16 protein-coding genes and 1 tRNA gene are annotated in these 25,810 nt (G+C 64.2%); 6 read left to right on the top strand and 11 right to left on the bottom strand.

Annotation, left to right across the window (positions count from 1 at the left end):
• Positions 1-103 precede the first annotated feature (103 nt).
• From MESCI_RS04575 to MESCI_RS04565, 3 genes are read left to right on the top strand one after another with little or no spacing between them, the layout of a single operon-like run.
• Entirely contained in the window at positions 104-1,126 is a 1,023-nt protein-coding gene (locus MESCI_RS04575; protein WP_013528778.1) for an ImuA family protein, read from the top strand.
• Positions 1,068-2,546, top strand: a complete 1,479-nt coding sequence (locus MESCI_RS04570; protein WP_013528777.1) for a DUF6504 family protein — start codon at positions 1,068-1,070, stop codon at positions 2,544-2,546. Before MESCI_RS04575 ends, MESCI_RS04570 begins: the two co-directional genes overlap by 59 nt.
• Positions 2,543-5,890: an error-prone DNA polymerase gene (locus tag MESCI_RS04565; RefSeq protein WP_013528776.1), complete on the top strand. Its 3,348-nt coding sequence runs from the start codon at positions 2,543-2,545 to the stop codon at positions 5,888-5,890. The genes MESCI_RS04570 and MESCI_RS04565 overlap by 4 nt, the downstream gene beginning before the upstream one ends.
• Before the next feature lie 96 nt (positions 5,891-5,986).
• Here the strand turns inward: MESCI_RS04565 and MESCI_RS04560 are convergent, their stop codons facing one another.
• The 4 genes from MESCI_RS04560 to MESCI_RS04545 all read right to left on the bottom strand — a co-directional run bounded on the left by MESCI_RS04560 (position 5,987) and on the right by MESCI_RS04545 (position 8,597).
• Complete coding sequence (locus MESCI_RS04560; RefSeq protein WP_013528775.1) at positions 5,987-6,226, bottom strand: Trm112 family protein; 240 nt, start codon at positions 6,224-6,226, stop codon at positions 5,987-5,989.
• Positions 6,227-6,235: 9 nt separating this feature from the next.
• Positions 6,236-6,907: an LON peptidase substrate-binding domain-containing protein gene (locus MESCI_RS04555; protein WP_013528774.1), complete on the bottom strand. Its 672-nt coding sequence runs from the start codon at positions 6,905-6,907 to the stop codon at positions 6,236-6,238.
• 106 nt (positions 6,908-7,013) lie between these two features.
• The gene (gene trxA / locus MESCI_RS04550; protein ID WP_013528773.1) at positions 7,014-8,015 is read right to left on the bottom strand and encodes a thioredoxin; all 1,002 of its coding nucleotides are present in this window, start codon (positions 8,013-8,015) and stop codon (positions 7,014-7,016) included.
• Positions 8,016-8,099: 84 nt separating this feature from the next.
• Positions 8,100-8,597, bottom strand: a complete 498-nt coding sequence (locus MESCI_RS04545; RefSeq protein ID WP_013528772.1) for a prolyl-tRNA synthetase associated domain-containing protein — start codon at positions 8,595-8,597, stop codon at positions 8,100-8,102.
• 255 nt (positions 8,598-8,852) lie between these two features.
• Between MESCI_RS04545 and MESCI_RS04540 the strand changes: the two genes are divergently transcribed.
• Positions 8,853-8,927: transfer RNA gene (locus MESCI_RS04540), tRNA-Gly, on the top strand.
• Positions 8,928-9,122: 195 nt separating this feature from the next.
• Complete coding sequence (locus tag MESCI_RS04535) at positions 9,123-9,686, top strand: type 1 glutamine amidotransferase domain-containing protein (protein WP_013528771.1); 564 nt, start codon at positions 9,123-9,125, stop codon at positions 9,684-9,686.
• A gap of 43 nt (positions 9,687-9,729) precedes the next feature.
• On the opposite strand, the gene MESCI_RS04530 is transcribed toward MESCI_RS04535, so the two are convergent.
• Complete coding sequence (locus MESCI_RS04530; RefSeq protein ID WP_245268589.1) at positions 9,730-10,521, bottom strand: SapC family protein; 792 nt, start codon at positions 10,519-10,521, stop codon at positions 9,730-9,732.
• Between the two features lie 232 nt (positions 10,522-10,753).
• Here MESCI_RS04530 and MESCI_RS04520 point away from each other — a divergent pair, with 232 nt between their 5' ends.
• Positions 10,754-11,149 carry a DUF6916 family protein gene (locus tag MESCI_RS04520; protein ID WP_244506879.1) on the top strand — a complete coding sequence of 132 codons (396 nt, stop codon included), beginning with the start codon at positions 10,754-10,756 and terminating at the stop codon, positions 11,147-11,149.
• A 159-nt stretch (positions 11,150-11,308) separates the two neighbouring features.
• On the opposite strand, the gene MESCI_RS04515 is transcribed toward MESCI_RS04520, so the two are convergent.
• The 6 genes from MESCI_RS04515 to MESCI_RS04490 all read right to left on the bottom strand — a co-directional run bounded on the left by MESCI_RS04515 (position 11,309) and on the right by MESCI_RS04490 (position 25,644).
• Positions 11,309-11,842 carry a GNAT family N-acetyltransferase gene (locus MESCI_RS04515; protein WP_164919851.1) on the bottom strand — a complete coding sequence of 178 codons (534 nt, stop codon included), beginning with the start codon at positions 11,840-11,842 and terminating at the stop codon, positions 11,309-11,311.
• A gap of 18 nt (positions 11,843-11,860) precedes the next feature.
• Entirely contained in the window at positions 11,861-13,174 is a 1,314-nt protein-coding gene (locus MESCI_RS04510; RefSeq protein ID WP_013528767.1) for a DUF8189 domain-containing protein, read from the bottom strand.
• A 27-nt stretch (positions 13,175-13,201) separates the two neighbouring features.
• Complete coding sequence (locus MESCI_RS04505) at positions 13,202-13,726, bottom strand: phage tail protein (RefSeq protein WP_013528766.1); 525 nt, start codon at positions 13,724-13,726, stop codon at positions 13,202-13,204.
• 9 nt (positions 13,727-13,735) lie between these two features.
• A complete protein-coding gene (locus tag MESCI_RS04500) occupies positions 13,736-14,236 on the bottom strand; it encodes a phage tail protein (RefSeq protein ID WP_013528765.1) in 501 nt (166 codons plus the stop codon).
• A 13-nt stretch (positions 14,237-14,249) separates the two neighbouring features.
• The gene (locus MESCI_RS04495) at positions 14,250-14,756 is read right to left on the bottom strand and encodes a phage tail protein (protein WP_013528764.1); all 507 of its coding nucleotides are present in this window, start codon (positions 14,754-14,756) and stop codon (positions 14,250-14,252) included.
• Between the two features lie 139 nt (positions 14,757-14,895).
• On the bottom strand, positions 14,896-25,644 hold the full coding sequence (locus MESCI_RS04490) for a beta strand repeat-containing protein (protein WP_013528763.1): 10,749 nt from the start codon (positions 25,642-25,644) through the stop codon (positions 14,896-14,898).
• Between the last annotated feature and the right edge of the window lie 166 nt (positions 25,645-25,810).

The raw sequence follows: 25,810 nt of genomic DNA, 5'->3' as shown, positions 1-25,810 counted from the left end.
TGCAGAGAGGAATAAATTCCCCATGACTCTGCTTGACTCTTGGGATGCGCTCTGGAATCTATAGGAACATAACAGGAACAATTGTGAGTGGAAGCTGACCGTCATGGCGATGACCGCCGTGGCGCGGGAGACTGTTTTTGCCCTGCGCCGCCAGATCGCGAAAATCGAGGGAACGCTGCCCGAGCGCTTGGCTGCGCCGGCAGCCGCACCCTTTGATGCTGACGTCAACACTGATCTCACAATCGTCCGGCGTGGCATTGCCGCGGCATTGCCGGATGCGTTCCTGCCTATCGGCGTTGGGCGCCTCGATGCCGCCCTGAGCGGCGGGCTGCCGAAGGCCGCCCTGAGCGAAATCCATGGGCTTGAAACCCGCGATGCCGGGGCCGTCGCCGGCTTCGCTTTGTCGCTCACCAGCCTGATCCTCAAGCAAACGCCGGGGCTGCCGGTGCTGTGGATCGGCACATCGGAGATTTTTCGCGAGGCCGGCTTTCCCTATGCCAGGGGGCTTCACGCCTCGTTCGGCATCGAGCCGGAGCAATTGCTGTTTTCCGAGGCGCCAAGGCTCGTCGATGCGCTGTGGGTCGCCGAGGAGGCGGCCCGGATGACGGCGCTCGCCGCCGTCATCCTGGAAATCCGCGGCAATCCGCAGCGGCTTGACCTGACCGCGACACGCCGGCTGCATGCAAGGGCGCAAGCGGCCGGCCGGCCGGTGTTCCTGCTGCGGCAGGCGGCTGGGCCCGAACCGACGGCGGCACCCGTCCGCCTCATCGTCGCCTCGGCGCCGGCGGTGCCGCGCGACACCATCGCCGGGCCGCTGGCCGGCTCGATCGGCCGCCCGGCCTTCACCCTCACCATCGGCAAGAGCCGCACGGCCCTGCCTGGACAATTCACACTGGAGTGGAACCCCGATGAACGCGCATTCAACGAAAGAGCGGGCGAGGCAAGAGACCGGGCAAAGAATCCTGTCCCTGTGGTTTCCCTATCTGGCGGTGGAAAGAATCCTGCGCCAGCGTCTGGGGCGGTCCTGGCGTTCCCGGCCGTCGGATCACCCATCTCACCCGCCGCTCGTGATCAGCCATCGCGACCGCAACGCACAGCGCATCTCGGCCCTCGACGAGCGGGCTGAGGCGCTGCACCTGAAGCGCGACATGGGCATCGCCGATGCGCGCGCCATGCATCCGTCGATCGACGTCGTCGAGGCCGATCCGGAAGCCGATCGCCGCCTGCTCGAAGGCCTCGCCGACTGGTGCGACCGCTACACCCCGCTGGTGGCGCTGGACGGGGCAGACGGCCTGTTTCTCGACGTCACCGGCTGCACCCATCTGTTCGGCGGCGAGCGCGCCATGCTGGACGACATCCTGTCGCGCTTCTTCCATCAGGGTTTCGATGTCCGCGCCGGGCTTGCCGCGACGCCGGGCGCTGCCTGGGCGGCGGCACGCTTTTGCGGCGACCGCATCGTTGTGTCAGGCGAGGAGGAGGCGCTGCTGGCGCCCCTGCCGCTGGCCGCATTGCGCATAGAACCTTCGACCCGCACCAGCCTGGAAAGTGTGGGCCTGCGCACGGCGGGCGCCGTCATGGCGGCACCGCGCGCGCCGCTCGCCCGCCGCTTCGGCGCCCTGCTGCTCCTGCGCCTCGACCAGGCGCTTGGCCGGCTCGACGAGGCGGTGTCGCCGCGCCTGCCCGTCGCGCCGCTTTCGGTCGAACGCCACCTCGCCGAACCCGTCACCCTGACCGAGGACATCGAACGGCTGGTGGGCATGCTGGCGGCGACCTTGAAGACCGACCTCGAGCGCCGCGGCGAGGGCGCCCGGACGCTGGCGCTGCTGCTCTTTCGCGTCGACGGCGCCGTCAGCCGCATCGCGCTCGGTACCTCGCGGCCGATGCGCGAACCCATGCTGATCCAGAAACTGTTCCATGAAAGGCTGGCCGCGCTCGAACAGGATATCGATGCCGGCTATGGTTTCGATCTGGTGCGGCTCTCGGTGTTGGCATCAGCCACCTTCGACATGCAGCAGGCCGATCTTGCCGGCGAGGTGACCGACGACGGCGCCGATATCGCGCTGTTCGCCGACCGCATCCGCGCCCGGCTCGGCGATGGCGCGGTTCTCCGGCCGGTCGCGGTCGAAAGCCATCTGCCGGAACGTGCCGTCGCCACCATCCCCTTCACCGACGCGCCGTGCCGGACCACGCCGCCGAAGAAGCCGGACAGGCTGCAGGCACCAAAAACCATATTTCCGCCGGAACGACCGATCCGGCTGTTCCGCTCGCCCGAACCCATCGATGTGCCGGCCACCGAAATGCCGGAAGGACCGCCGCTGAACTTCCGCTGGCGGCGCGCGCTCTACCGGGTCAAGCGCGCCGAAGGGCCGGAACGCATCGCCGCCGAATGGTGGCGGGAAGCGCCAAGCGACGAGGAGGCATCGACGCGCGACTATTTCCGCATCGAGGATGCCGACGGCCGCCGCTACTGGCTCTACCGGCAAGGCCTCTACGGCGGCGCCTCGCAAGTCCCGCCGCGCTGGTTCCTGCATGGAGTCTTCGCATGAACGCGCTGACCGTCATTCCCTATGCCGAGTTCGGCATCCAGTCGAATTTCTCCTTCCTGCGCGGCGCCTCCAAGCCGGAGGAGCTGGTGGTCGCGGCCAAGCTCCTGGGCTTCTCGGCGATCGGACTTGCCGACCGCAACACGGTGGCCGGCGTGGTGCGCGCCTGGCAGCAGGCCAAGGTCGAAAAACTCTCCTATCACCCCGGCTGTCGGCTGGTTTTTGACGACGGCACGCCGGACATCCTCGCCTATCCCCAGGACCGCAAGGGCTGGGGGCACCTCTGCCGCATGCTGACGCAAGCCAATCTGCGCGACGAGAACGAAAAAGGCGCCACCCTTCTCCAGCGCGGCGACCTGCTCGAATGGGGTGACCTGATGTCGCTGGCGGTCCTGCCCGGTCTGTCGACGGGGGCGCAAGACAGTCTTGCCTTGCTTGGTGAGCTCAAGGGCCGTTTCGGCAGGAACCTGCGGCTTGGCGTTTCGCCCGACTACGCCGGCAATGACCGTTTCCGCATCGAGCAGGCGGCAACACTTGCCGAGAGCGCCGGCATTCCGCTGATGGCGACCAACGACGTTCTTTATCACACCGCCGAACGACGCCCGTTGCAGGACGTGCTGACCGCGATCCGCCTCAACACGCCCGTTGCCGAGGTCGGGCTGCAACTCTCCGCCAATGCCGAGCGCCATCTGAAGCCGCCGATGGAGATGGGCCGCCTGTTCCGCCGGCATCCGCAGGCGCTGGCCGAGACGCTGCGGTTTGCGCAAGAGCTGACTTTTTCGCTTGGCGACCTCCAGTACAACTACCCCGACGAGCCGACGGAATCGGGTCTTGGTCCACAGGCTGAGCTGGCGCGACTGGCGCGGGAGGGGGCGGCGAACCGCTATCCGGCTGGTGTGCCGGATTCCGTGACCAAGCGCATCGAGGAAGAGCTCGCTTTGATCGAACGCCTCAACTATGCCCGCTATTTCCTGACTGTCTACGACATCGTCAAGTTCGCGCGCAGCAAGGATATTCTCTGCCAGGGACGTGGATCAGCCGCCAATTCGGTCGTCTGCTTCTGCATCGGCATCACCGAAGTGGGGCCGGAAAAAATCGATTCGCTCTTCGAGCGCTTCATTTCCGAGGAGAGAAACGAGCCGCCGGATATCGACGTCGATTTCGAGCACGAAAAGCGCGAAACCGTAATCCAGTACATCTACGAGAAATACAGCGGCAAGCGCACGGCACTTGCCGCCGCCGTCATCAGCTATCGCGGCCGGTCGGCGCTGCGCGAAGTGTCGAAGGCGATGGGCCTGTCCGAGGATGTCAGGGCATCGCTTTCCGGCTCGATCTGGGGTTGGTCGACATCGGAGCTTGGCGAGAAGGAAGCCCGCGCCGGCGGCCTCGACCGCACCGACCCGGTGTCGAGGCACGTGATGGAGCGTGCCAATGAGATCATGGGCTTCCCCCGCCATCTCTCCCAGCATGTCGGCGGCTTCGTCATCACCAGGGACCGGCTCGACGAGATTGTGCCTATCGTCAAGACGGCGATGGACGAGCGCAAGATGGTCGAATGGGACAAGGACGATCTCGACGCGGTGAAGATCTTGAAAGTCGACGTGCTGGCGCTCGGCATGCTGACCTGCCTGCAACGCGCCTTCACCTTGCTCACGGATCACTATCCTAATGCGCGGGATGAGTATGGGCAGCCCTATGTGTTGGCCACCCTGCCGCCGGAGGACAGGCAAGTCTACAAGATGATCTGCCGCGCCGACACGCTCGGCGTCTTCCAGATCGAATCGCGGGCGCAGATGTCGATGCTGCCGCGTCTCAAGCCAGACAATTTTTACGATCTCGTCATCGAGGTGGCGATCGTTCGGCCGGGCCCGATCCAGGGCGACATGGTTCATCCCTATCTGCGCCGCCGGCAAGGCAAGGAACAGGCCGAGTATCAAAAGCCGGAGCTGGAAGCGATCCTCAAGAAGACGCTTGGCGTACCGCTGTTCCAGGAACAGGCGATGAATATCGCCATCGTCGCCGGCGGTTTCAAACCGGGCGAAGCCGATGAACTGCGCCGCGCCATGGCCACCTTCAAGCGCACCGGCACCATCGGCAATTACCGCGACCGTATGATCAATGGCATGGTCGGCAAGGGCTACACGAAGGACTTCGCCGAGCGCTGCTTCAAGCAGATCGAGGGCTTTGGCGAATACGGCTTTCCCGAAAGCCATGCTGCTTCCTTCGCCCTGCTCGTCTATGCCTCCTGCTGGTTCAAGACCTTCTATCCCGACGTGTTCTGCGCCGCGATCCTGAATTCGCAGCCGATGGGGTTTTACCAGCCGGCCCAACTCGTGCGCGACGCAAGCGACCATGGCGTCGACATCCGCGACGTCGACGTCAATTTTTCGGTGTGGGATTGTACGTTGGAAAAGGCGCCTTTCGATCCGGCCCGCATCCTGCCACGCCATGCCGAAATGCGCGACGTCATCGAGACGAAGCATGCCGTCCGGCTCGGCTTCCGCCAGATCAAGGGCCTGTCGAAAGAGCGCATGGAGGCTTTCGTCGAGGGGCGCGGCTCAGGCTATGTATCCGTCAGGGATGTCTGGCTGCGCTCCGGCCTCGATGTCGGCGAGATCGAAAAACTGGCGCAGGCCGATGCCTTTCGCTCGCTCGGTCTTGATCGTCGCGAAGCCTTGTGGGCGGTGCGCGCACTCGACGGCAAGAGCGCCGCCGAAAGGCTGCCGCTGTTCGACCAGCCGGCGCTTCGCCTGCGCGAGCTGGAACCGGAGACGAGGCTGCCGAAAATGCCGCTCGGCGAGCATGTCATCCACGATTACCGCGCGCTCGGCCTGTCGCTGAAGGCGCATCCGGTCGCCTTCCTGCGCGAGCGGCTCGACCGCGCCGGCGTCATCCCGAATGCGAATCTTCCTTCCGTGCGCGACGGCAGGCGCGTCTCGGTCGCCGGCCTCGTGCTGGTGCGGCAGCGCCCCGGCAAGGGCAATGCGATCTTCCTGACGCTGGAGGACGACAAGGCGGTGGCCAACATCATCTTCTGGCAAAGAACCTTCGACCGCTATCGGCCTATCGTCATGGGGGCCCGGTTCGTCAAGGTCACCGGGAAATTGCAGTCGGAATCGGGTGTGGTCCACATCGTTGCCGAGAAGATCGAGGATCTGACGCCCTGGCTGACCGTGCTTCTGGAGAAGGTCAGCGAGACTGCACCAGCGGTTCCTCAGAGAGACCTCGCCAAGGACGGTTCGGATCGCTCCAGCCCCGCCAAACAAAGCGCGCCGATCCGGCAGGATCTCGCAACGCTGTCGGAAGAAGCGGAACAGGTCATGCCCAAGGGCCGCAATTTTCAGTAGGCAAGGCCATGCCAAGAACGGAACGAAGCGGACGTCGGCGATCCTTCGCGCCCCCCCTCTGTCCTGCCGGCCTATTGGGTACAAGAAACGTGCCCCTCAGCCCGGCCCACCCAGACGCGGCGGTGGCGGGGCCAGCACATCCTCCACCGAAAGCGTCCGCGCCTCGGAAGGCAGCATGATCGGGATGCCGTCACGCACCGGATAGGCAATCTTGGCGACCCTGGAAATCAGTTCGCCGCGCTCCGGATCCCAGGCCAGCGGCCCCTTGGTCAGTGGGCAGGCCAGCAACTCCAGCAGCTTGGGGTCGACCTTCTTCCCGTCACGTCCGTCCGCCATCGCGCCCTCTTACTGCAAACTCGACCCAAAATCCTCATTCTCGCGCGCCAGCGCCATTTCGGTGATGGCGATCAGCGTCTCGGCCCGGGTCTTCAAATCCGCCGCTTCGAGCAGCGCCTGTTTCTCGGCTGGCCCGTAGGGCGCCATCATCGACAACGCATTGACCAGCATGGCATTTTCGGCCCGGCTGACGCTTTCCCAGTCGGCCTCGAGGTCGTTGGCCTGCAGATAGGCGCGAAATGCCTTGAGCAGCGATGGCCGGTCGATCTCGTTGCCCGCCTGGTCCTCATCGAGATCGGCAAGGAAAGGCGAGGGCTTGCACTGGCGAAACGGCGTCTTGACCGTCAATTCATGGGCGATGCGGAACCGGCACACGCCCTGCAGCGAAATCAGGTAACGGCCGTCGCCGCTCTCGGAAAAGGCGATGATGCGCCCGGCGCAACCGACATTGCAGAGTTCCGGCTCACCGTCGTCGCGCAAGGCGCCGTCGAGACTGGGCTGGATGACGCCGATGAGCCGCGAGCCGGCGATCGCCTCGTCCACCATCTGCAGATAGCGCGGCTCGAAGATGTTGAGCGGCATGCGGCCTCCCGGCAGCAAAAGCGCCCCCTCGAGCGGAAAGATAGGGATCGTCGACGGCAAATCCTTGGCGAGCCGGTAATGCGCGTTTCCCGCTTGCACCTCATTCCTCCGATCGCGCCATCAAGAAGCGCGTGAGTTCTTGGCCCTAATCTGGCGCAATCATCGCCGACGCCAAGCCCGTGCGGCAAAACAACCGGCAGCCGGCTCAGGAAAACAGCAGCGCCGACAATTTGCGGCGCGCTGCCAGCGTCGCCTCGTCGGTCATGCCCCAGGCCTCGAACAGCTGCAGCAATTGCGTCCTCGCGCCATCCTCGTTCCAGGCCCGGTCGGCCTTGATGATGGCCAGCAGATTGTCGGCTGCGGCCGTACGGTCGCCGTTGGCGTTCTGGATCATGGCCAGATCGAAACGCGCCTGGTGATCTCCGGGATTTTCCGCAAGGCGCCGCTCGAATTCGGCTGGATTGCCAAGAGCCGCCGCCTGCGCCGCAACCGCCATCCTGGCGCGCAGGGCTGCCAGTGACGGCGCATCCTTCTTGGCCTCCGGGGCTGTTGCCAAAAGCGCCTCGGCGCCTTCCGTGTCGCCGGCCTCGAACAGCAGCTCTCCCAGTCCGGCGATCGCCTCGATCGTCTCCGGCGCCTGCGCCAGGATGGCGTCATAAATGTCGGCCGCGGTCTGCATGTCGCCGGCGTCGCGCGCTTCGGTGGCCGCTGCCAGGGCTTCCGCCACCGGCGGCGCGCCATTGCCCTTGCCGCCGACCTTGGTGATGAATTCGTTGATCTGGCTCTCCGGGATGGCGCCCATGAAGCCATCGACCGGCTGGCCGTCCTTGAAGGCGATGACCGCCGGGATCGACTGGATGCCGAGCTGGCCGGCGATCGACGGATGGTCGTCGATGTTCATCTTGACCAGCTTGACCCTGCCGCCGGCGGCCTTGACCGCCTTCTCCAGCTGCGGCGTCAGTTGCTTGCAAGGTCCGCACCAGGGCGCCCAGAAATCGACCAGCACCGGCTGGCGGCGCGATTCCTGGATGACATCGGCGGCAAAGGCAGCCGTCGTCGTGTCCTTGATCACATCGGCGGGAGCGGCGGGCGTATCGCCAAGCGCGACTTTCGCCGGCGCCGGCGCGGTTCCACCATACTGCACCGAGGTGGTGTACTGGCCGCCATTGCCGCCAAAGGGGCCGCCGAACGGATTGTTGTCGCTCATCTCTTTACCCTTCCGTGGCGCCGCCGGCCGGCAGCCAGGCGCCCTATGCTTCAGACCATCGGTTTTAAGCCATCCATGTGGCGATCACGCGGAGACTTTCAAGATAGCAGCATCGTGCCCGGTTGCCTCGACGAATCTGATCAGGTCGCTCGCTGCGATCGATGTCGTCGCCTCATTGGTCAGCGGATGCCCATTGATCACCGCATGCTCCATCAAATCCTTGTCGAGCACGAGCTTGACCCTGTTTGCCGTGTCGTTGATGATGCCAAAGACCGTGACGGCGCCCGGCGTGACGCCGAGCAGCTCCATCAGCATCTCCGGTTTGCCGAAAGAAACCCGGCTGGCGGCGCCGATCACCTGGTGGATCTGCTTCAGGTCGACGACCGCGTCCTCGCCGACGGTGACCAGGAAGAAATTGTCCTTCTTGTCCTTCAGGAACAGGTTTTTCGTGTGCCCGCCGGCGATCTCGCCGCGCAGCGCCTGCGAATCGGCGACGGTATAGAGCGGTGGATGGCGCCTGGTCGAGGCAGCAATGCCCAGCTCGGCAAGAAAGGCAAAAAGTTCGGCTTCGGTCTTCGGCATCGGTTTCGTCTTCGTCCCGTTTGTGAGCCCATGCCGTTTACGGCCAATGGGGCGGCCGACACAAGACCGTCATGTGACATCACGGTGAGCGGCACCCGCCCTTTGCGGTGGCGCCCCCGCCGCGTGCCACTCGCGCGCCCGCCGGCGGCTTGCCGGCCTCGCTTGCCGGGTCGTAAAAAAGCCTGCGATTTCCCTGTTGCAATCGCCGCGCTCTTCAGCCATATAGGCCCGGCTTGCGGCCAAGACGCCGTGCGAGCGGGTGTAGCTCAGGGGTAGAGCACAACCTTGCCAAGGTTGGGGTCGAGCGTTCGAATCGCTTCACCCGCTCCAGTTTCCTCTAAGGAAATCAAGCATCGAAAAGCCGCGGTCGCCCGCGGCTTTTTCGTTTTTGGACATTGTCGAACTGGGAGCTTGGGCCGAACTGCGCTTCGTCCATCCGCCTCTCATGTCACATAAAGTTACAGCCAGGAACGCTTCCCGCCTCGCCTCGTTAGCCCTCCACCACCTAACGATGGAGAAAAACCAATGCAGGATATTTCCGGTAAGCGCGTCGCTATCCTTGCGACAAACGGGTTCGAACAATCCGAGCTTGAAGTTCCGCTCAAAAAATTACGCGAGGCGGGCGCCGAGGTCGATGTCGTGTCGCTCGCAAGCGGCAAGATCAAAGGCTGGGACCTCAAGGACTGGGGTCGGGAGATTCCTGTCGACAAGACGTTGGATGAGGCGCGGTCGGACGACTATGACGCGATCGTCCTGCCTGGCGGGGTCATCAATCCGGATCTGCTGCGCGTCGAGCGAAAGGCCCTGGACTTCGTCGAATCGTTCTGGTCGGCCAAGAAGGTCGTCGGCGCGATCTGCCATGCGCCCTGGCTTCTCGCCGAGACCGGCATCGTAAGGGGTCGCCGGGTCACGTCTTACAAATCGATCAAGACCGATGTGATCAACGCCGGCGGTCTGTGGGAGGACACCGAAGTCGTCACCGACCAGGGGCTCGTCAGCAGTCGCAATCCCGGCGATCTCGACGCGTTCTGCGACAAGCTCGCCGAGGAGATCAGGGAAGGGCGGCACGACAGAAGGGTTGCTGCCTAGCCGCCTGTCCGCCCAGACGATCGGTCGCGCAAGCTTCTCACAGTCAGCCCTTCGCCCCATCCGCCTTCCGCAGCGATGCCTGATGCACCAGCGAGGTCCAGCTGTTGGTCGAGGCGAGGTGGCAATAGAGCAGGCCGAGCGCGCCTGATTTGCGCAGGTCGAGAAACGCCTCGTCGCTCAATTTGTTGAAGGCCGGCTCGTCGATCACCTGGAAGTCGGTGAGGTTGAGCACCTCGCCACCCTCCAGCGTCACCTTGCTCTGGCGCGGCGAAAACAGGCCGTGCGCATCGATCTTTTCGACCATCTCGCGGGTGGCTCGGAAGTCGATCTGGAACTGGTTGCAGAAGGCGAGCGCCTGTCTGGTCGCTTCGGTCGGCTCGTTGCCGGTGAAGAACGGCAGGATCTTGTCGTCGCGCAACGGCGCCAGCAGCTGGTCGACGACACGGTCGCTGGACCGTTCGACGCACAGCGTCAGCCGGCCGGCCGATGTCGGGTCTTCGGCCAGGATGAAGGGGAAGCGGCGGACATAGGCGGGGATGTAGTGCGGCCCGGTCCATTTGCCGTCGGCATCGACGAACAGGTTCTCGTTCTGGCGCACGCCGGTGATGATCACCGGCGACTTGGCCGGGCCGATGAAGACGATCGGGTAGGAGCGCATCGCCGCCGGCATTTCCGACGCGACCACCGGAATGGCATGCGCCGAGCGGGCGAAGCCGAAGTCACTGCGCGCTGTCAGGCCGAGCGAGCCGTGCCGCGCCGGATTGAGCGCCTCGGGCCTCGAATAGAACAGCGGCAACGCATCGCTCGGCACGTCCGTCTTTGCATCCGCCATCATCCGTCTCCCGCACGCCCATCAGGCTGCCAATGGTCCCGAAGCCGGGATCTATGCTTGTTTGCGCTGATCTTGGATCGAAAGGAATCCCGCGCAGGAACAAAGTACTACAGCGTCTCTTACGCGCATAAAAGGACAGGCGGTGCTGTATTTTGGGATTTGCGGCGATCGATTGTCTTGGGGAACACGACCGCCGCCTGCCCGCCTCTGGACAGCTTGCGGCGAAGCGGCGACAGTGCCGCCGCTGGAGCAATTCCGGGAAAAGTGTGCAGCGGTTTTCCCTTGGCAATTGCGGAGAAACAAAAAGCTGGATCGGATCCGAACGCTGAACCGCTCCAGCGCACAGATTGAGGCAAACGGGATGGCGTCGGTGTCGGATTTCGAGCAGGGACAAACCTTCACCATCGAAGTCGGGGGCAAGCAGATCCCGCTCGAACTGAGCGCGGTCAAGCCCATCGCCGCCAGCCCGCGCCTGGGTGGCGGTTTCTCGCTGCTGTTTAGAGGCCCGCGCGACATCGCGCTGCCGCAGGCGACCTACCTTTTCACTGGCACAGGCGGCACCCACGAGATCTTCATCGTACCGGTCGCGGCCGACGCGACGGGGCGGCTCTACGAGGCGGTGTTTAATTGAGCTTAACGCAGCAGACTCATCGAAATCCATGCCGCTGCTGTGCAGAAATTTGCGAAAGGCTGGCGGGACAGCGCCCCCCTCTGTCCTGCCATCGTCTCACGAACCTGCGCACCGCTGCCGAAGTAACCGATAGCGCCGCCTGCGGTAGGCCTCCAGTCGTCACAAACCGACCCTCCCGCGCCCCGGCGCACATTCCATCAAATCATAAACGCCCTTGTCCTCGACAACCACGAAACCCAGCGCGACATAAAGCCGTCTCGCCGGATTGTGCTTCTCGACGTGGATCGAGGCTGATTTGCCGGCTAACCATGCCTCGTCGATAAGGTCGCAGAGCAGTGCGGTGCCGTGGCCCTTGCGGCGATGATGCGGCAGGAAGGCAATGTCGATGATGCGGTGCTGGCTTGGCCAGCGCTCGATGTAGAGCCGGCCGATGTCTTCGCTACCGCGTTCCACCACCAGCCAGTCGGCCTCGGGATAGTGCTTTCTGTAATGCGCGTGCTGCGCCTGGAACTGCATGCCGAGGAATTCGGCCTTCTGCGCGTCGCTCCACGACCTCACCGCGAGTTCTTCCATGCGCGTCGAGGCGTAGAGCCGCGACAGGAACGGCAAATCCGCCTCTGTCGCAGGGCGGAAGCCGAGCCCGGCCTTGTCAGACCGGGACCAGGCCGGACGTGCCTGTTTCGTTTCTGCCACGCTGCCGGAAATCAACCGTCAGACCGGTGGCGTCAGGTCGCGCACGACGACGATCTGCTTGAGATTGTTGTCGGTCAGCGACGTCCAGTTGTACTCCCATTCGGAACTGTCGATGCCCATCTGGTTGAGCGTCCACAGCCCGTTGGTGCCGTCCGGCATGCGCGCCAGGCTGAACAGAGCAAGCCGGCCATCGGCATTGTAGTTGAGCGTCAGGCGCGTCGAGCGAAGGGACGCGCCGAAATCGCGCCATCCCGACCAGTTCTGGGTGTAGGCATCCCATTGCGCGTTGAATTGGAGGAAATGCTGGTCGGCGGCGACCAGCACGATATCGCCGTCGCCCTGGATGCCGGCGGCAAGCGCCAGGTTGGACGCCCTGGAGTAGCCAGGTGTCGCCCACTGCGTCCACGTATCCGATCCGGCGGGCATCTGGCGCGTATGCAGCACCTGGCCGCTCTGGGTCAGGGCGAAGAGATTGGTGGCGCCGAGCGGGCCGATCACCGGCGCCATCTCGATGAAGCCGCCTGTCTGGGTCGTGTCGATCTGCACCCAACCCGTCCAGTCGGCGGCCTTCAAGGCCCGCGCCTTCGCCTGCTGGCAGCGATAGAGATGCAGGTTCGAATTGATGCCGAACAGCGCGATGCGGCCGTCACCCTGGCGTATCGCCGAAACCGTCACCAGCCCGCCGGGGATCTGGATCCAGTCGCTCCACGGTTTGGCCGGCGGCGCCGGCACCTCGACGGTGACGACGATCGGCGTCGTCGTGCCGGGCGGCGTGATGGTTTTCTGCACTTGAACAATCACATCCGGGTTCTGGTAGATCCACCAGATGCGGCCCAGATTGTCGGTGAGGAAGATTTCGACGCGGCCATCGGCATCGCGCGCCATCGTCAGTTTCTGATAGGAGGTGGCACCGGGCGGTGTGCCAATGCTCATCGGCGCGGTCCATTTGTCGATCGGACCGATCTGGTTGGGGTCTTCGGTGATGAAGGACAGGTTGGTGGTGCCCGAGGCTTGCGCGACCACGGCGACGCGACCGTCCTTGGTGAGGCCCGCCGTCATGATCACCCAGGCGCCGGGCGCGATGAACGACCAGGCCGAAGGCCATGGCCCGTTCGGCGAAAGCTGCGCCTTCTGGATCAACTGCCCCTTGGCGGAATCGATCCCCACCACCATCAGCCGCGACAGTTCGAAGAACGAAGCGCCGGCCGGCTTGTGCTGGTAAATGGGTGGGGGGCTGGACGGCGCCGGGCGGGCCCTGGCTCTGGCGGGCGCTTTCCGCGCCGGCGTCTTCGCCGCGGGGGCCTTCGACTTCGGTTCTGCGTTCTTGGCCATGATATCGGTCCTGCCCTGTTGGCTCGGTCAGCCTCTTGGTGGGAAAATGCCTTGCAGCGCGATGCAGAAGGTTAGTGTGAGGTAGGGCATCCGGTTGTTGTGCGGCAGGCCGCCACCCGCCGGAGCCAGCATGTTGGCCGCCATCGGCACCATGTTGACGGTCGTGTTCTTGTAGGCGTTGGCGTTGGTCGACCTGGCGATCGCCCGCGTCGGCGTCGGGATCTGGAGGTCGGCGGGGTCGGTTACGGCGCGGATGCTGTGGTTGTGCATCGGCATTTCCGATTCGAGCAAGGTGACCGTGTCCGAGCCGCCGAACTGCCCGAGATCATAAAAGCTCAATCCTGGACCTTGGCCGGGCTGCATCGGCACACTGCCTTGCATGTCCGGCAAGGCGAAGGTCGACTTGCCGTCGCCGCCATAGGTCGTACCCAGCAGCGAGAACAAGGCCGTGTTTTGCGAAATCGGCAGGATCTGGCCGTCGCAGACCGCCCAGCCCACGGGCGCGAAGTTGAGCGGGAAAATTCGGATTTCTGCTACGAATTGGTCCGACATGGTCCTGTCCTATGTTGGGGTCGGGAAAACGCCGAACAGCGAGATGATGAAATTGACGCAGAGATAAGGCTGCAGGTTGGTGTGGGGCCAGCCACCGCCAGTCATGCCGACCACGGGATTGGCGAGGTTCGCCGTGGGCGTGTCCTCGACATAGAGCTTGCCCGTGGAAGACTGGGCCACGACATTGTTGGCGGGGCTCGTCTGGCTGGAGACGCTGGTCGTTGCCAGCATCGCGTGCGTGTGGCCGGTCATTTGCTGTATGCTCAGCGTCACGTCCTCGACGCCGCCGGTTTGCCCGATGATAAATCCGGTCCCCTGATGGAGCGGCACGCGGCTGGCCAGGTTCGGCAGTTTGAATGTCTCCTCACCGTCGCCGCCATAGGTGGTGCCGATCAACTGGAACAGGGCATCATTTTCGGAAATGGGTATCGTCTGGCCCTGACAGAACATCCAGCCGGCGGGCGCGAAGTTTCCCGCGAACATGCGAATCTCGCCGATGTAAACTGTCATGGCTGCGCGTCCTTCAATTCCGCGACGGGAAGATGCCTACCAGAGCAATGCAAAAATTCAGCACCAGATAGGGCTGCATGTTGTCGTGTGGCTGACTGCCGCCCATCGCGGTGACGCTGCTCGGTGTCAGCGCAGTCAGATTGGACGTTCCCGGCGCGTAAAGCTGAGCGGGCGATGCCGCAAGCACATTGCCGGTGGCGACGAAGAGATCGCCGGAAGCCGATGTCGCGCTGGCGCTGTGAAAATGCTGGGGGATCTCCAAAAGTGTGAGCGTATGCGCCTGCTCGCCGCCCCGTTCGCCGAGAAGATGACCTTGGCCACCGGTGTGCGTCGGAACGCGCCCACGCAGGTCGGGCAATGCAAAATTCGTTTGCCCATTGCCGCCATAGGTCGTGCCCAGCAGAGCAAACAATGCCTGGTTCTGGTTGATCGGCAGGAGCTGTCCGTCGCAGAACGCCCAACCTTGGGGAGGGAAGTTGAAAGAAATCAACTTGATTTCCGAGAGATACGGCTCGGCCATATACACCCCCAAACGTTCAATTTGTAGTAAAAAGCCAATCTCTACATGACGTTACGTTAGATCACCCACCGGCACAAAGCAATCTGCTCGGCCAATACATTTTGTAATTTATTCAAGCGCCAACGCGCGCAACGCCCGCTTATGGCAGGGGCGGCTCCGTAACCCCAACAATGGTCCCGAAGCCGGTGTTGTTGTGGTCGGCGGCCACTGTCGCGGCACCGCCACCCGAATGGCTGTTGAGACTGGCGAGATAGGCCTGAACCGCCGTGTCGTCGGTGGCGCTGCCGGCATAGCCTTCGATCTTGTCGATCACATTGAACCGCTGCCGCACGCGGATATCGGTGACGCCAGCTGACGGATCGACGCTCAGCGTATTTCCATGGATATCAAAAGTCAGCGTGCCATTGTCGGGCGTGCCGGAGGCACCAGCCTGGCTCGAGGTTATCCCGCCATTGACGCGGATCGCCTCGAGCGCGGCTGCGGTCGTCGTGCTGACGGTGTTGTTGGTGATGGTGGCATTGACGATCCCATTGCCGTCGCCGTTCGCGACCAGGATGCCATAGTTCGCGACGTGCGTGACAGTGTTGCCGTCGAGCTTGACGGTCACCGTGTTGCTGCCGGTGGCGGTCCCGTTGACGGAGACACTGATACCTGGTCCGGTGCCGGAATCCGCGTTGTTGATGTTGTTGTTGAGGATGTTGCCCGTGAACAGGCCACGCACGACCGGCGATGCGGCACCGCCGCGGTTGACGTTGATCTGCGAGCCCGCGCCGCCGGCACCAAACAGAGTCGCATAGTTCGCCGTGGTGAAGGTCGCGTTCAGCACATTGAAATTATAGGTGCCGGCGCCGTTCTGATCCATGTCCACGCCAACGAAATTGTCGGTGAAGGTGCCGCCGCTGCCGGCGACGCCGGCCTGGCCGACATCGAAATCGATGTTGCCCGAGCCGTTGTTGATGAGCTGGATACCTCTCGCGAAATTGCGCAGGAACGACGAGTTCGTGACAAGGCCGGTGATGTTGGCGGTGCCGTCGGCCTGCAGCAGCAGGCCGACATTGCCTGGCGGTCCCACGGAGGTGTCGCGGAAGGTCGAGCCCGAAACAGTGATGTTCAACGTGCCGCTGTTGTTGAAGACGTTGAAATTGTCCTCAAGGCCGTTCGCGATCACCGAATTGGTGATGGCGACGGTGCCGGTCAGGCCGTTATGGGCGGCGTCGGCGGCGCGGAAGCTGATCGAGCCTTCGTCGGCCGCGGCGCTGGTGCCGTTCACGCCGGAGGCTGCGTTCACCGTGCTGTTGGCGAGCGTGAAGCCGTTCACCTCGAACCCGCGGATACCAAAGTTGTCGAAATCGTTCAGCTGCAGACCATTGAGCTGCACATCCTTCGTATTGCTGAGGTAGATGCCGGTGCCCTGTGTGGTGCTGCCGTCGGCACCTGTCTTGTTGGCAATGGTGCCGCCCGACGCGGCCGAGCCTGTCCCGGTCACATGCAAGCCGCCATTGCCGGCCGCCGTGCCGGTGTTGACCAGGATGATGCCATTGGCGCTGCCGCCATTGGAGGTTATCTTCTGGAAGATCAGGTTGCCCGAACCGATATTCGTGTTCTCGACATCGAGCGCCGTGGCGGTGCCCGAACTGATGACGCTGCCGGTGCCGGTGGCGCTGACCGTGCCGCCGCTCGTCGCGCTGAAGCCGGTGGTGTCGCTGGTTGAGGTATCGATCGCCAGCTTGTTGGTGAAGCTGATCGTCGTGCCGTTGGTGCCGCCATTGGCCACCAGGTTGATGCCGTCGCTAAAGCTATTCGATGTTATGGCGCCGTCGAACGAGATCGTGCTGCCGCCGCCGGCGGTGCCGGTGTGGTTCTGGACGTCGATCGCGGTAGCGTTGGCGGTGTGGGTAATGGTGCCATTGTAATCGATATTGGCCGAACCGCCCGAAACCAGGAACGCCGTACCCGTTGCACCGCTCAGCGCGCCGGAACCGAGGTCGACCGTGCCGCTGACGTTGGTCAGCCTGACATTGTTGGCGCCGCCGACCGAATTGGTCGAATCGAGCGCGATGCTGGCGGCGACGCCAGAGAGATTGATCGCCTGGCCGGTGGTCGCCCTCACCGTTTCTGCGGCAGCGGTAGCTGTGATGCCCATCGTGCCGCCGGTTCCAACAATGCCGGTGCCGCTGGCGGTGTCGATGGTCACGCCGCCGGTGAAGCTGACCGTGCCGCCGGTTTGCGAGACGCCGACGCCGGTGGTCGTGTCAATGTTGGCGAGGCCGGTGATGTTGAGCGTACCGCTCGCCACCTGAATGCCGCCGCCCGCCGTGACGGCGCTGTTCAGTGTCACCGTGTTGAAGGTGAAGACGCCGGTGTTGCCGGCGTTGATCGCCATAATGCCGGCAGTCGTCGCCGCGGCAACGCTCGTGTTGCCGGTGACGGTGAAGGTACCGGCGACGCCGTCGAAAATGATGCCGCCGCTGCTGCCGCCTGAACTGATGCTGGTCACCACCATATTGACGGTCAGCGGATCGAGATCGAACGCCGCGCCATTCCCCGTGAAGACGCCGCCGCTGCTGCTGTTCAGCGTGAAATTGGTGGTCTTGGTGTTGGCGAGGACGCCGGTGCCGCCATTGTTGAAGACGCTGAACGCGCCGAGATCGAGGGTGCCGCTGGTGTTGGTGAAGCTGAGGCCGTCGCCCTGGACGCGCCCTGGGCCTGGTGAGCCAACACCGATCGTTCCGGCGCTGACAGTGCCGCCGGCGCCGTTGGAGTCGAAGCGGACATTGTTGAAGGCGATGCCGCCGCCAGTGCCGCCGAGCACAGTGTTGTCGGCAAAGGACTGGATCTCGACCGAGTTGTCCGTCGCGCTGATGTTCTGGCCGGCAAAGGACGCGGCCAGCGCCGATCCCGTCGATTTCAGCGTATTGCCGTCGATCGAAAGCAGAAGCGTGTTGGCCGGCGCAGCTGATGTGGAGAAATCGAGCGCCCTGCCGCCGGCCGCGATGTCGTTGTTGCGGAGGAAGAAACTGGAGGCGGACGTCGCGTTGACGGCGACACCAGTGCCGGTGCCTGTGTTGCGGATGATGAGGTTCTGGAGGCCGCCGGTGACGACGCCCGAGCCTGATGTCGCCAGATCGACCACCGAGCCGGCTGTGTTGCTCTGCAGGATCGGCCGTAGCGTGTCGATGCCCGCCGGTGCCGCGATGATCGGCGAGTTTTGCACGGTGGTGAAATGGAACGCAGCCGAAGCGCCGGCGCTGGTATCGACGCCAAGCTGCGAGACATCGACGGCCGCGTCGTCGCTCTTGAAGGCGAGCAGTACCTGCCCGTCATCGAGTTGGAACGACGTACCGCCGAGGTCAATCGTCGCCTGGCTGCCGTCGACGTTCTTGTCGATGAGCACAATGACATTGGCGGTAGATGCCTGGGCGTTGGCATAGGTGCCTGGATTGAGCAGGCTGCCGTCGCCAAGGGCGGTGGCATCGGCGGTGACATAGTAGACCTTGTACGAAGACAGGTTCGACGTGTCGCCGCTGAAATTGACGTCGTTGAAATTGTAGTCGCCATTGGTCGGCAGCGTGTCGGTGGCGTGGATGACCTGGCCGTTGCCGAAGGTCTCGATCTTCGATTCGGCCGGGCTGCCGCCGTCGCCGAACACCAGCCTGGCGTTGGTGGCGCTGGAGAACTGGACGCCCTGGGCGACCTTGGTGATGGTCGACGTCTGGCCAGCCGGGCCAGGATTGTTGTTGAGGAGGTCACCGAGCTGGATCGTGCCGGTGCCGGTCGTGCCGGCCATGTCGATGCCGATCGACCCTGTGGAGTTGCCTCCATCGACATCAAAATCGTCCGCCGTGATGGTGCTCGTGCCGAGCGCCGCACCGTTGAGGTCGAGGCCGACGGCGTTGGTGGCGCTGGCCGCGATCCCGATGTTCAGGCTGTCGAAGCTCAGCGCCGAACCGAGCGTGCCGGAAATGTCGACGCCGCGCGAGGTGATGTTCTGCAGGTTGACCGCGCCGAGGTCGATGGCGCCGCCGCCGACATTGTTGAGCGACACCCCGGTCGCGGCGCCGTTGCTCGAAATCGAATCGAAGGTGATGCCGCCTGCGCCGACCGTCGCGCTGTCGAGATCGAGCGCGGTGCCCGTGCCGGTGGTGATGGTGTTGCCGGCGCCGCTGACGCTGACCGTGCCGGCGGCGAAGGTGCTGGCGGTGAAGCCGGCGCCGCTCGAGGTGGTGATGACGAGGCCGCCATTGGTGAAGGCCAGTGTGCCCGTGCCCTGGGTCGGACCGATGCTGGGGAGCTTGACGATGGCGCCGTTGGTGCCGCTGCTGGTGTCGAATATCTTCGAGGTGCCGGAGAAGGTGGCCGTTCCCTCGGACGATCCGTCGAACAAGACGCCGACGGCGCTGCCGGTATGATTGATCGTGCTCGAAATATTGTACACGCCCTCGGCATTGCCGCTGAAGGTGAAGACCGCTGTCCCCGGCAGCGCTACTGCCGAGGTCGAAACGACCGAACCGCTCATGTTGAGCTCGCTCCAGTCGCCGCCGCCGACTTGCAAGACGCTGCCCGCGCCGACGTTGATCGAGCCGGTGTAGTTCAGTGTGGCGTGGACAAGATCATTGCCGCCGGCGAGCGTGATCGCTGAACCAGTGGTGCTTGTCGTCGCGCCGATGCTGGCGCTGCCGCCATTCCCGCCAACGTTGACGGTCCCGCTCGAGGTCGTCAATGCGATACCGATCTCGGCGCCATCGATGTTCAGGGTGGATCCGGCGACATTGGCGATGTTTATGGTGCCGACCAGCGGCCCACCAATATCGAACCCTCTGTAGCTGACGTCGAGATCGGTCTTGCCGGTGAAATTGACCACGCCGGCGCCGCTCAGGCCGATCAATGAAGCGCCGATGTAGCCGGTATCCCTCAGGCCGCCAATGTTGACGTCGCCGCCGAGATTGATACCTCCAAGCAGCACACCAGCGCCGGCACTCGTGGACACGGCCGAGACGCTGTCGAAGGCAACGCCGCCGGCGCCGACATTGGCGCCGAACAAGATAAGACCGTCGGCGCCGGAATTGATCTCGTTGCCCGTGCCGGTGACCGTAACGGCGCCGGTGGTAAAATCTCCGAAGGCGATGAAGCCGGTGCCGGTCGTCGTCGTTATGTCGAGACCGCCATTGGTGAAATTGATCGCGGAATTGGTGTTGGGGGCCGGTGTGCCTGCGGGGAAATTGCCAACGAGACCCAGGCTGACGGCGTCCGTCGCGCCCGAGCTGATCACCTTGCTGGTGCCCGAGAAGGTGATCGCGGCCGAGTCGTTGCCGGCAATGACGATATTGCCGCCAGCGGCCGCGTTGGTATCAGTCAGGTTGCCCGACAGCGTCACCGAGCCGCCAGTCATGCTCTGGATCGAAACAGCCGCGCCGGTGCCGTTGCTGTTGATGGTGCCGGCATAGGAGATGATCGCGCTGCCGCCGCTCCCGGCAGTCGTCGAGCCGACATTGAAAGCCGTGTTCGCGCCGGTGTTGGTCAGCGTGCCGTCGCCAATGGTCACCGTGCCGGTCAGGTTCTGCAGGTTGATGCCGCCGCCGGTCAGCGTGCCCGCCGGACCGCTGTTGGGCAAGCTGCCACGCGTGACCGTGATGTCGCCGCTGCCGCCATTGGCGTCGAGCAGCGTGCCGGCAACGTTGACGTTGTTGTCTGCGATCGACAAATTGGTGTCGAGGCCGACGACCTTGAACGCTGTCTGGCCCACGGCGACATTGCTGACCGTGACGCCTTCGATGAAGATGCCGCCGGTATTGACGAAGCCAGCCGCGCTCCCGTCGACGAGGAAGACCGAGCCGCTGCCGCCGCTGAAGTCGAAAGCGGTGTCGCGCACCTGGTTGTTGCCGAGCAGATGCAGGGTATCGCTGCCCGTGCTCTTGACCACGCCCTCATCGCCGGTGACGTTGCCGCCGGTGGCGCCGAGATTGCCCTGGACATTGACCGGCTGGACGGTACCGGAGGTGAGGATGGAGGCGCCGTTGCCGAAGCCGATGATCGACTGGCCGGAATCGAGCGTGAACGGGGTGCCGCTGAGATCGACGGTGCCGACAAAGGCGAAGTTCAGCGTGCCGGTCATGGCATCGGCCTCGGCGACCGTGTAGGTGGTCACGTCGGCGCTGAGCCCGTCCGTGTTGGCGTGGACGATGCCACCGCCCTGGGAAATCATGATGGTCCCACCGACCGCGCTGGCCAGATGGGCGGCGCCGGTGAAGTTGACGTCGTCGAAATCATAATTGCCGAGCGTCGGATCGAGCCCGATCGTGTTGACGGTGTAGCCGCCGGCGGCGGCGCTGATGGAGGACTGCAGCCCATCGGCGGACGTGCCGTCGCCGAAGGTGAAGTTGGCGTTGGCCGAGGTCGCGGTGGCGCCGCTCGACGACAATTCGACGCCGACGCCGACATTGGAAATGCTGGAGCCGCGCAGGAAGGTGATGGTCTTGTTGCCGGTCGTCGACGACAGGTCGATGCCGCGCGAGGTCAGGCTGCCGGTGCCGGTGATCGTGGTCAGGCCGAAATCGGCCCTTGTCGAGGAACCGCTCGAGGAACCGCTGAAGTCGATGCCGGTCTGGTTGGCGCCAACCTCGTCGATCGTGGTCGTGCCGAAGCTGATATGTTCGTTGATGTCGAGGAACTCGATGCCGGCGGTGCTTGCCGCTCCCAGCGTAACCTGGGTTGTGCCGAAGGTGACCGTGCCATTGTCGGCAATGAAGATGCCGGTGCCGCCAGGCGTCGTCACGGTGACCTCGCCAAAGCTCGCGGATGCCGTGCTGGCGACATTGGTGACGGACAGGCCGGTGCCCGTGGCATTGGTGATCGACAGCGGCGCGGTCACGTTCAACGTCGCGGTGCCGCCGAGGCTGCTGACAAGCGCCCCGCCGCCACCCGTCGCCGACAAGGTCGGGCCAGTGAAGCTGATCGCGCCGCCGACCGGGGGCAGCGTCGAGCCGATCGCGAAAAGATTGCCGGTGCCGGTGGAGGTGATGGTGCCGCTGAAGGTCACCGAGCCGCCGGTGGTGCCGTCGACCTTGACCGCCGCGCCTGGCGCGGTTGCCGAGCTGGAGACGTTGGCCGCTACGCCGACTATCGCGCCACCGCCGGAAACGACGACACCGTCGCCAGCGCCCGAATTGGTGATGGTGCCGCCGAGGATCGTGATCGAGCCCGTATTGTTGGTCAGGCTGACATCGGTGCCCGCGACATTGGTCGTCACCAGATTGGTGATGGTGAAGGTCGATGACGAAGCGTTGATTGCAAGGCCGTTGATGCCGGCAGCGGTGCCGCCGACAGTGACATTGCCACCCAGGAACTGGCCGCCCGAGACGGCATTGAAGTTGAGCGCCGTGGCCGTCGCAACGCCTGTCGTGATGCTGTCGAACGCCATGCCGCCGGTGCCGATGGTGATGCCGTCGAGATTGATCGCCCGGCCGGTGCCGGTGGTGATCTGCTCCGTGCCCGCGGCCGCGACTGTGATCGTGCCGCCCCCGGTGGCATCGAAGCCAGTACCGGTCGTCGTGGTCAGGTCCAGCCCGCCGTTGAATTTCACCGTGCCGCCGGTGTTGGCGGACAGGTCGATCGCGTTGGCCGAGCCCGTGCTGGCGGTGATCTTGCCGCCGAAGGTGGCGGTGCCGCCGGTCTGGCCGATGATCCTGACCGCGTTGGCCGCATTGGCCTGGTCGATCGTGCCGTTGTAGGTGACGTTGGGCACCGCACCGTTGATGTTGAAGGCTACATCGTCCGTGTTGGTGATGGAACTCGCGGCCGCGAAAGTCAGCGTGCCGCTCGAGCCGCTCCAGATGGCCACGCCCCTGCCGCCGCCACTGATGTCGAGATCGTCGAAGGTGGCGATGCCGTCGAAATTGTTGGCGAACAGCCCGACGCTGGCGGCACTGGTAATCTTGGTGTTGCCGGTGAAATCGACGGTCGCGCTCGAATCGACAAGCACGATGCCGGTTTGAGATGCGGTCTGGACGGTCAGGTCGTCGACCGAGACCGTGCCGGTCACACCATTGAGGTAGAGGCCGGACCCGACATTGCTGGCCGTCACGCCCTGGACGGTCAGGCCGTTGATGCCCAGGCCGTAGATCGCCGAGCCGGAACCCCCGGAAATGTTGAAATCGAGCAGCGTGTTGCCGTTGCCCAGCGTCACGACATTACCGCCGCCGGAACTGGTCAGCGTCGCCGCACCCGCTGAATCCGATATGGATTCGTCATGATGGATGTTGGTGCCGGTGACATTCAACGGCACCCCGCCGAGCGAGAACGCGCGGTCGTTGCCGAACGAGGCCAGTTCCTGTCCGTCGCTCAGCGAGAAGCCGGTGGCGTCGTCGATTGTCCCGCGGTTGACCAGGACAATGATGGCGTCGCTGGCGGTAATGCTGTCGGCATATTCGATCGAGGCGAGGTCGGTGATCGACGTGCCGCCGCCCGAAGCCCCGGCCGCAACGAAGATGTAATTGCGCAGATCGTAAAGTTGCGGGCCGGTAAACGCGGTCGTGCCGAAAGCGTAGTGGCCGCTGCCCTCATTGAGCCCGCGCGCATCGAGCGAGGCGGTGATGCCGGAGATGGAGCTGGAATTGCCGCCGAAGGTAAATTCGGCGTTGGCCGTGGCGCCCGGCGTGCCGGCAATGCCCAGCCGCACGCCGGTACCGACATTGGTGATGACGCCGCCATCGGTGATGATGATCACCGCGCCGCCAACGCTCGGCGACGTCAGATCGATGCCGATCGAGCCGGCAGCACCGGTGCCGGTGATGCTGAGCGACTGCGCGGTGAAATTGGTCTTGGATCCGGAGAAGTCGAGGCCGGTGCCGACACCCAGTCCGGAGATGACGATGTTGCCGGCGACCACCGCCGCATTGACGCCGGCAAACGAGATGCCGTCGGCGCCGGGGTTGGTGATGCTGATGTCGCCGAAGCGGATCGTCGCCGGCGAATCCGAAATGGCGATCGCCGGTCCGGTCGTGTTGGAGATCGTCGTCGCACCGTTGACGGTGAAGCTGCCCGCGACATTCTCCAGCACGACACCCGACGTGCCGCCGCTCTGGCTGATCGAGTCCAGCACCACATGGGCAGTGATCGGATCGATGAAGACGGCGGTGCCGCCATTGCCTGACACGGTGCCGCCGGTGGTGGTGAACGTGCCTCCGGTCGACGTGCCCTGCACGGTGATGCCGCGGTCGGTATTGTCCTGCGCATTGACGGTGGCGAAGGTGTAGGTGCCCTTGCCGGTGATATCGAGACCGTCGTCGAGATTGCCCTGCAGCAGCGTCGTGCCGGTGAAATTGTAGGTGCCGTCGCCGTCGATGTGCAGGCCGTCGAGGCCGTTGCCGGTGGCGGTGAAGTTGGAGCCGGTGATGCCGGTCGAACTGCCCGTGAAGTCGGCGCCGTTGCCGCCCGCACCGGTGACCGTCACATTGGTCAGCGTCGCGCCGGTGATGTTGTTGCCGAAGATGCCGTCGCCGCCGCCGGTGATGGTGATGCCGCTGAGCGTGTTGCCGTTGCCGAGCGTAAAGACGGGGTTGGCGACGTTGGTGCCCTGGATCGTGCCGTCGCTGCCGCCCAGGTTGAAGGTGCTGGTGCCGCCGCCGAAAAGCCTTGCGGTGACGCTTTCGCCGCCGCCGATGACGGTCTGTCCATTGGCAAGCGTCACCCCGCCAGTCGTCAGATTGCCGTTGCCGCCGAGTGCCACGACAAAACCGTTCGCACCCGACTTGGTCACGGCGTCGTCGAGCGTCGTCGGGTCGGCCAGCGTGCCGGCGCCGGCGAGGCCGCCATCGGCGTAGTAGAACTTGCCGAAGGCGGCATTGGTGGCGGCGTTGATGGCGACACGCGTCGTCGTGCCGCCGGTCAGCGTCTGCGACTGGACGCGGACGCCGATATCGCCACGCACGCGCTCGTTGACGCGCTTGCGCAGGCCTTCGCTGACCGGATAGACCGGCTCCGGCCCGCTGTCGGCCCCATTGGCGGCGTGGTCCGAGCCGCTGCCGGGATTGAACGGGATGTTCAGCCGCACACTGCCGGCGAACTGGGTGTCGTCGCGATTGTCGTTGCGGACCTCGCCGGCGAAGACCAGTTCCGTGTTGCTGCCGAAAACATCGCCGATCGTATACTCGAAGCCGGCCTTGGCGCCCGTGACGCTGCCGTCGTCGCCATGCGGATCCTCGAAATGATAGCCGCCAATGTCGAGCCGCAGCGAATGCTTGTCGGGCAGGTTGACCGGCACCTGCGCGCCGATCTCGCCCTCGATGCCCCATGCCGCGTAATCGCGGTGGTCGAGGACCGAGATCTGCTCGATCAGCTGGTTGCTGACCATCGACAGGGTCGAACTGGTCGAGTGATCCGTCGAATCACCCTTGATCGGCAGATAGACGTTCACATGCGCATCGAAATGAGGCGTGATCGCTTCGGCGCCCAGCGTGGCCGCGGTGAACTGGGTGGAGTTGTAGTTCTCGAGATTGAGATAGGCGTAGCCGCCGATCATCAGGTCCGGGTTGACGATGCGGCGAATGCCGAGGCCGACATCCTGGCCGGAACCATCCTTGAAATCGTGCTTGGCCCGGACATCCAGGAACAGCACGGATTCGGCCGTCTGCTTGAGCGGGATGAAACCTTCGAGCGCGCCGTTGCCGCCATTGTTGTCGGCGCCGATGATGGCGCGGATCTGCGGCTGCCATAGCCCGTTGGGATCGCCATAGGCGGCCATGCCTGAAAGGCCGAGCGCCAGCGTCGTCAGTGCCGTCGTCTTCCAGAGATGCCTGGCGATTCGCGAACGGCGATAGCCGGCGTGCACGCGGAAATCCTCCCCACGCGCCACCATCTCACCAACTTGCCGAGGCGTCTCGGTAGTTCCCATCCCTGGCGAGTCCTTCGGGGACTGCACGCACCCCGTGTAAAATCTTACTCGAATTCTATTGTATAGCGAGTCTCCGGCGCTTCGATTTCTGAGGGCCTCCTGCAATATTGTTCGTTGTATCCGAAAAGCCACAGTAATTTCGCCGGCTTGCTTGCCTCCTGCTCGG

This window comes from Mesorhizobium ciceri biovar biserrulae WSM1271 (assembly GCF_000185905.1).
In the GTDB taxonomy this organism is placed as follows: Bacteria; Pseudomonadota; Alphaproteobacteria; order Rhizobiales; family Rhizobiaceae; genus Mesorhizobium; species Mesorhizobium ciceri.
The sequence above is the reverse complement of the archived record's forward strand: the minus strand, read 5'-3'. Positions and strand labels throughout refer to the sequence as shown.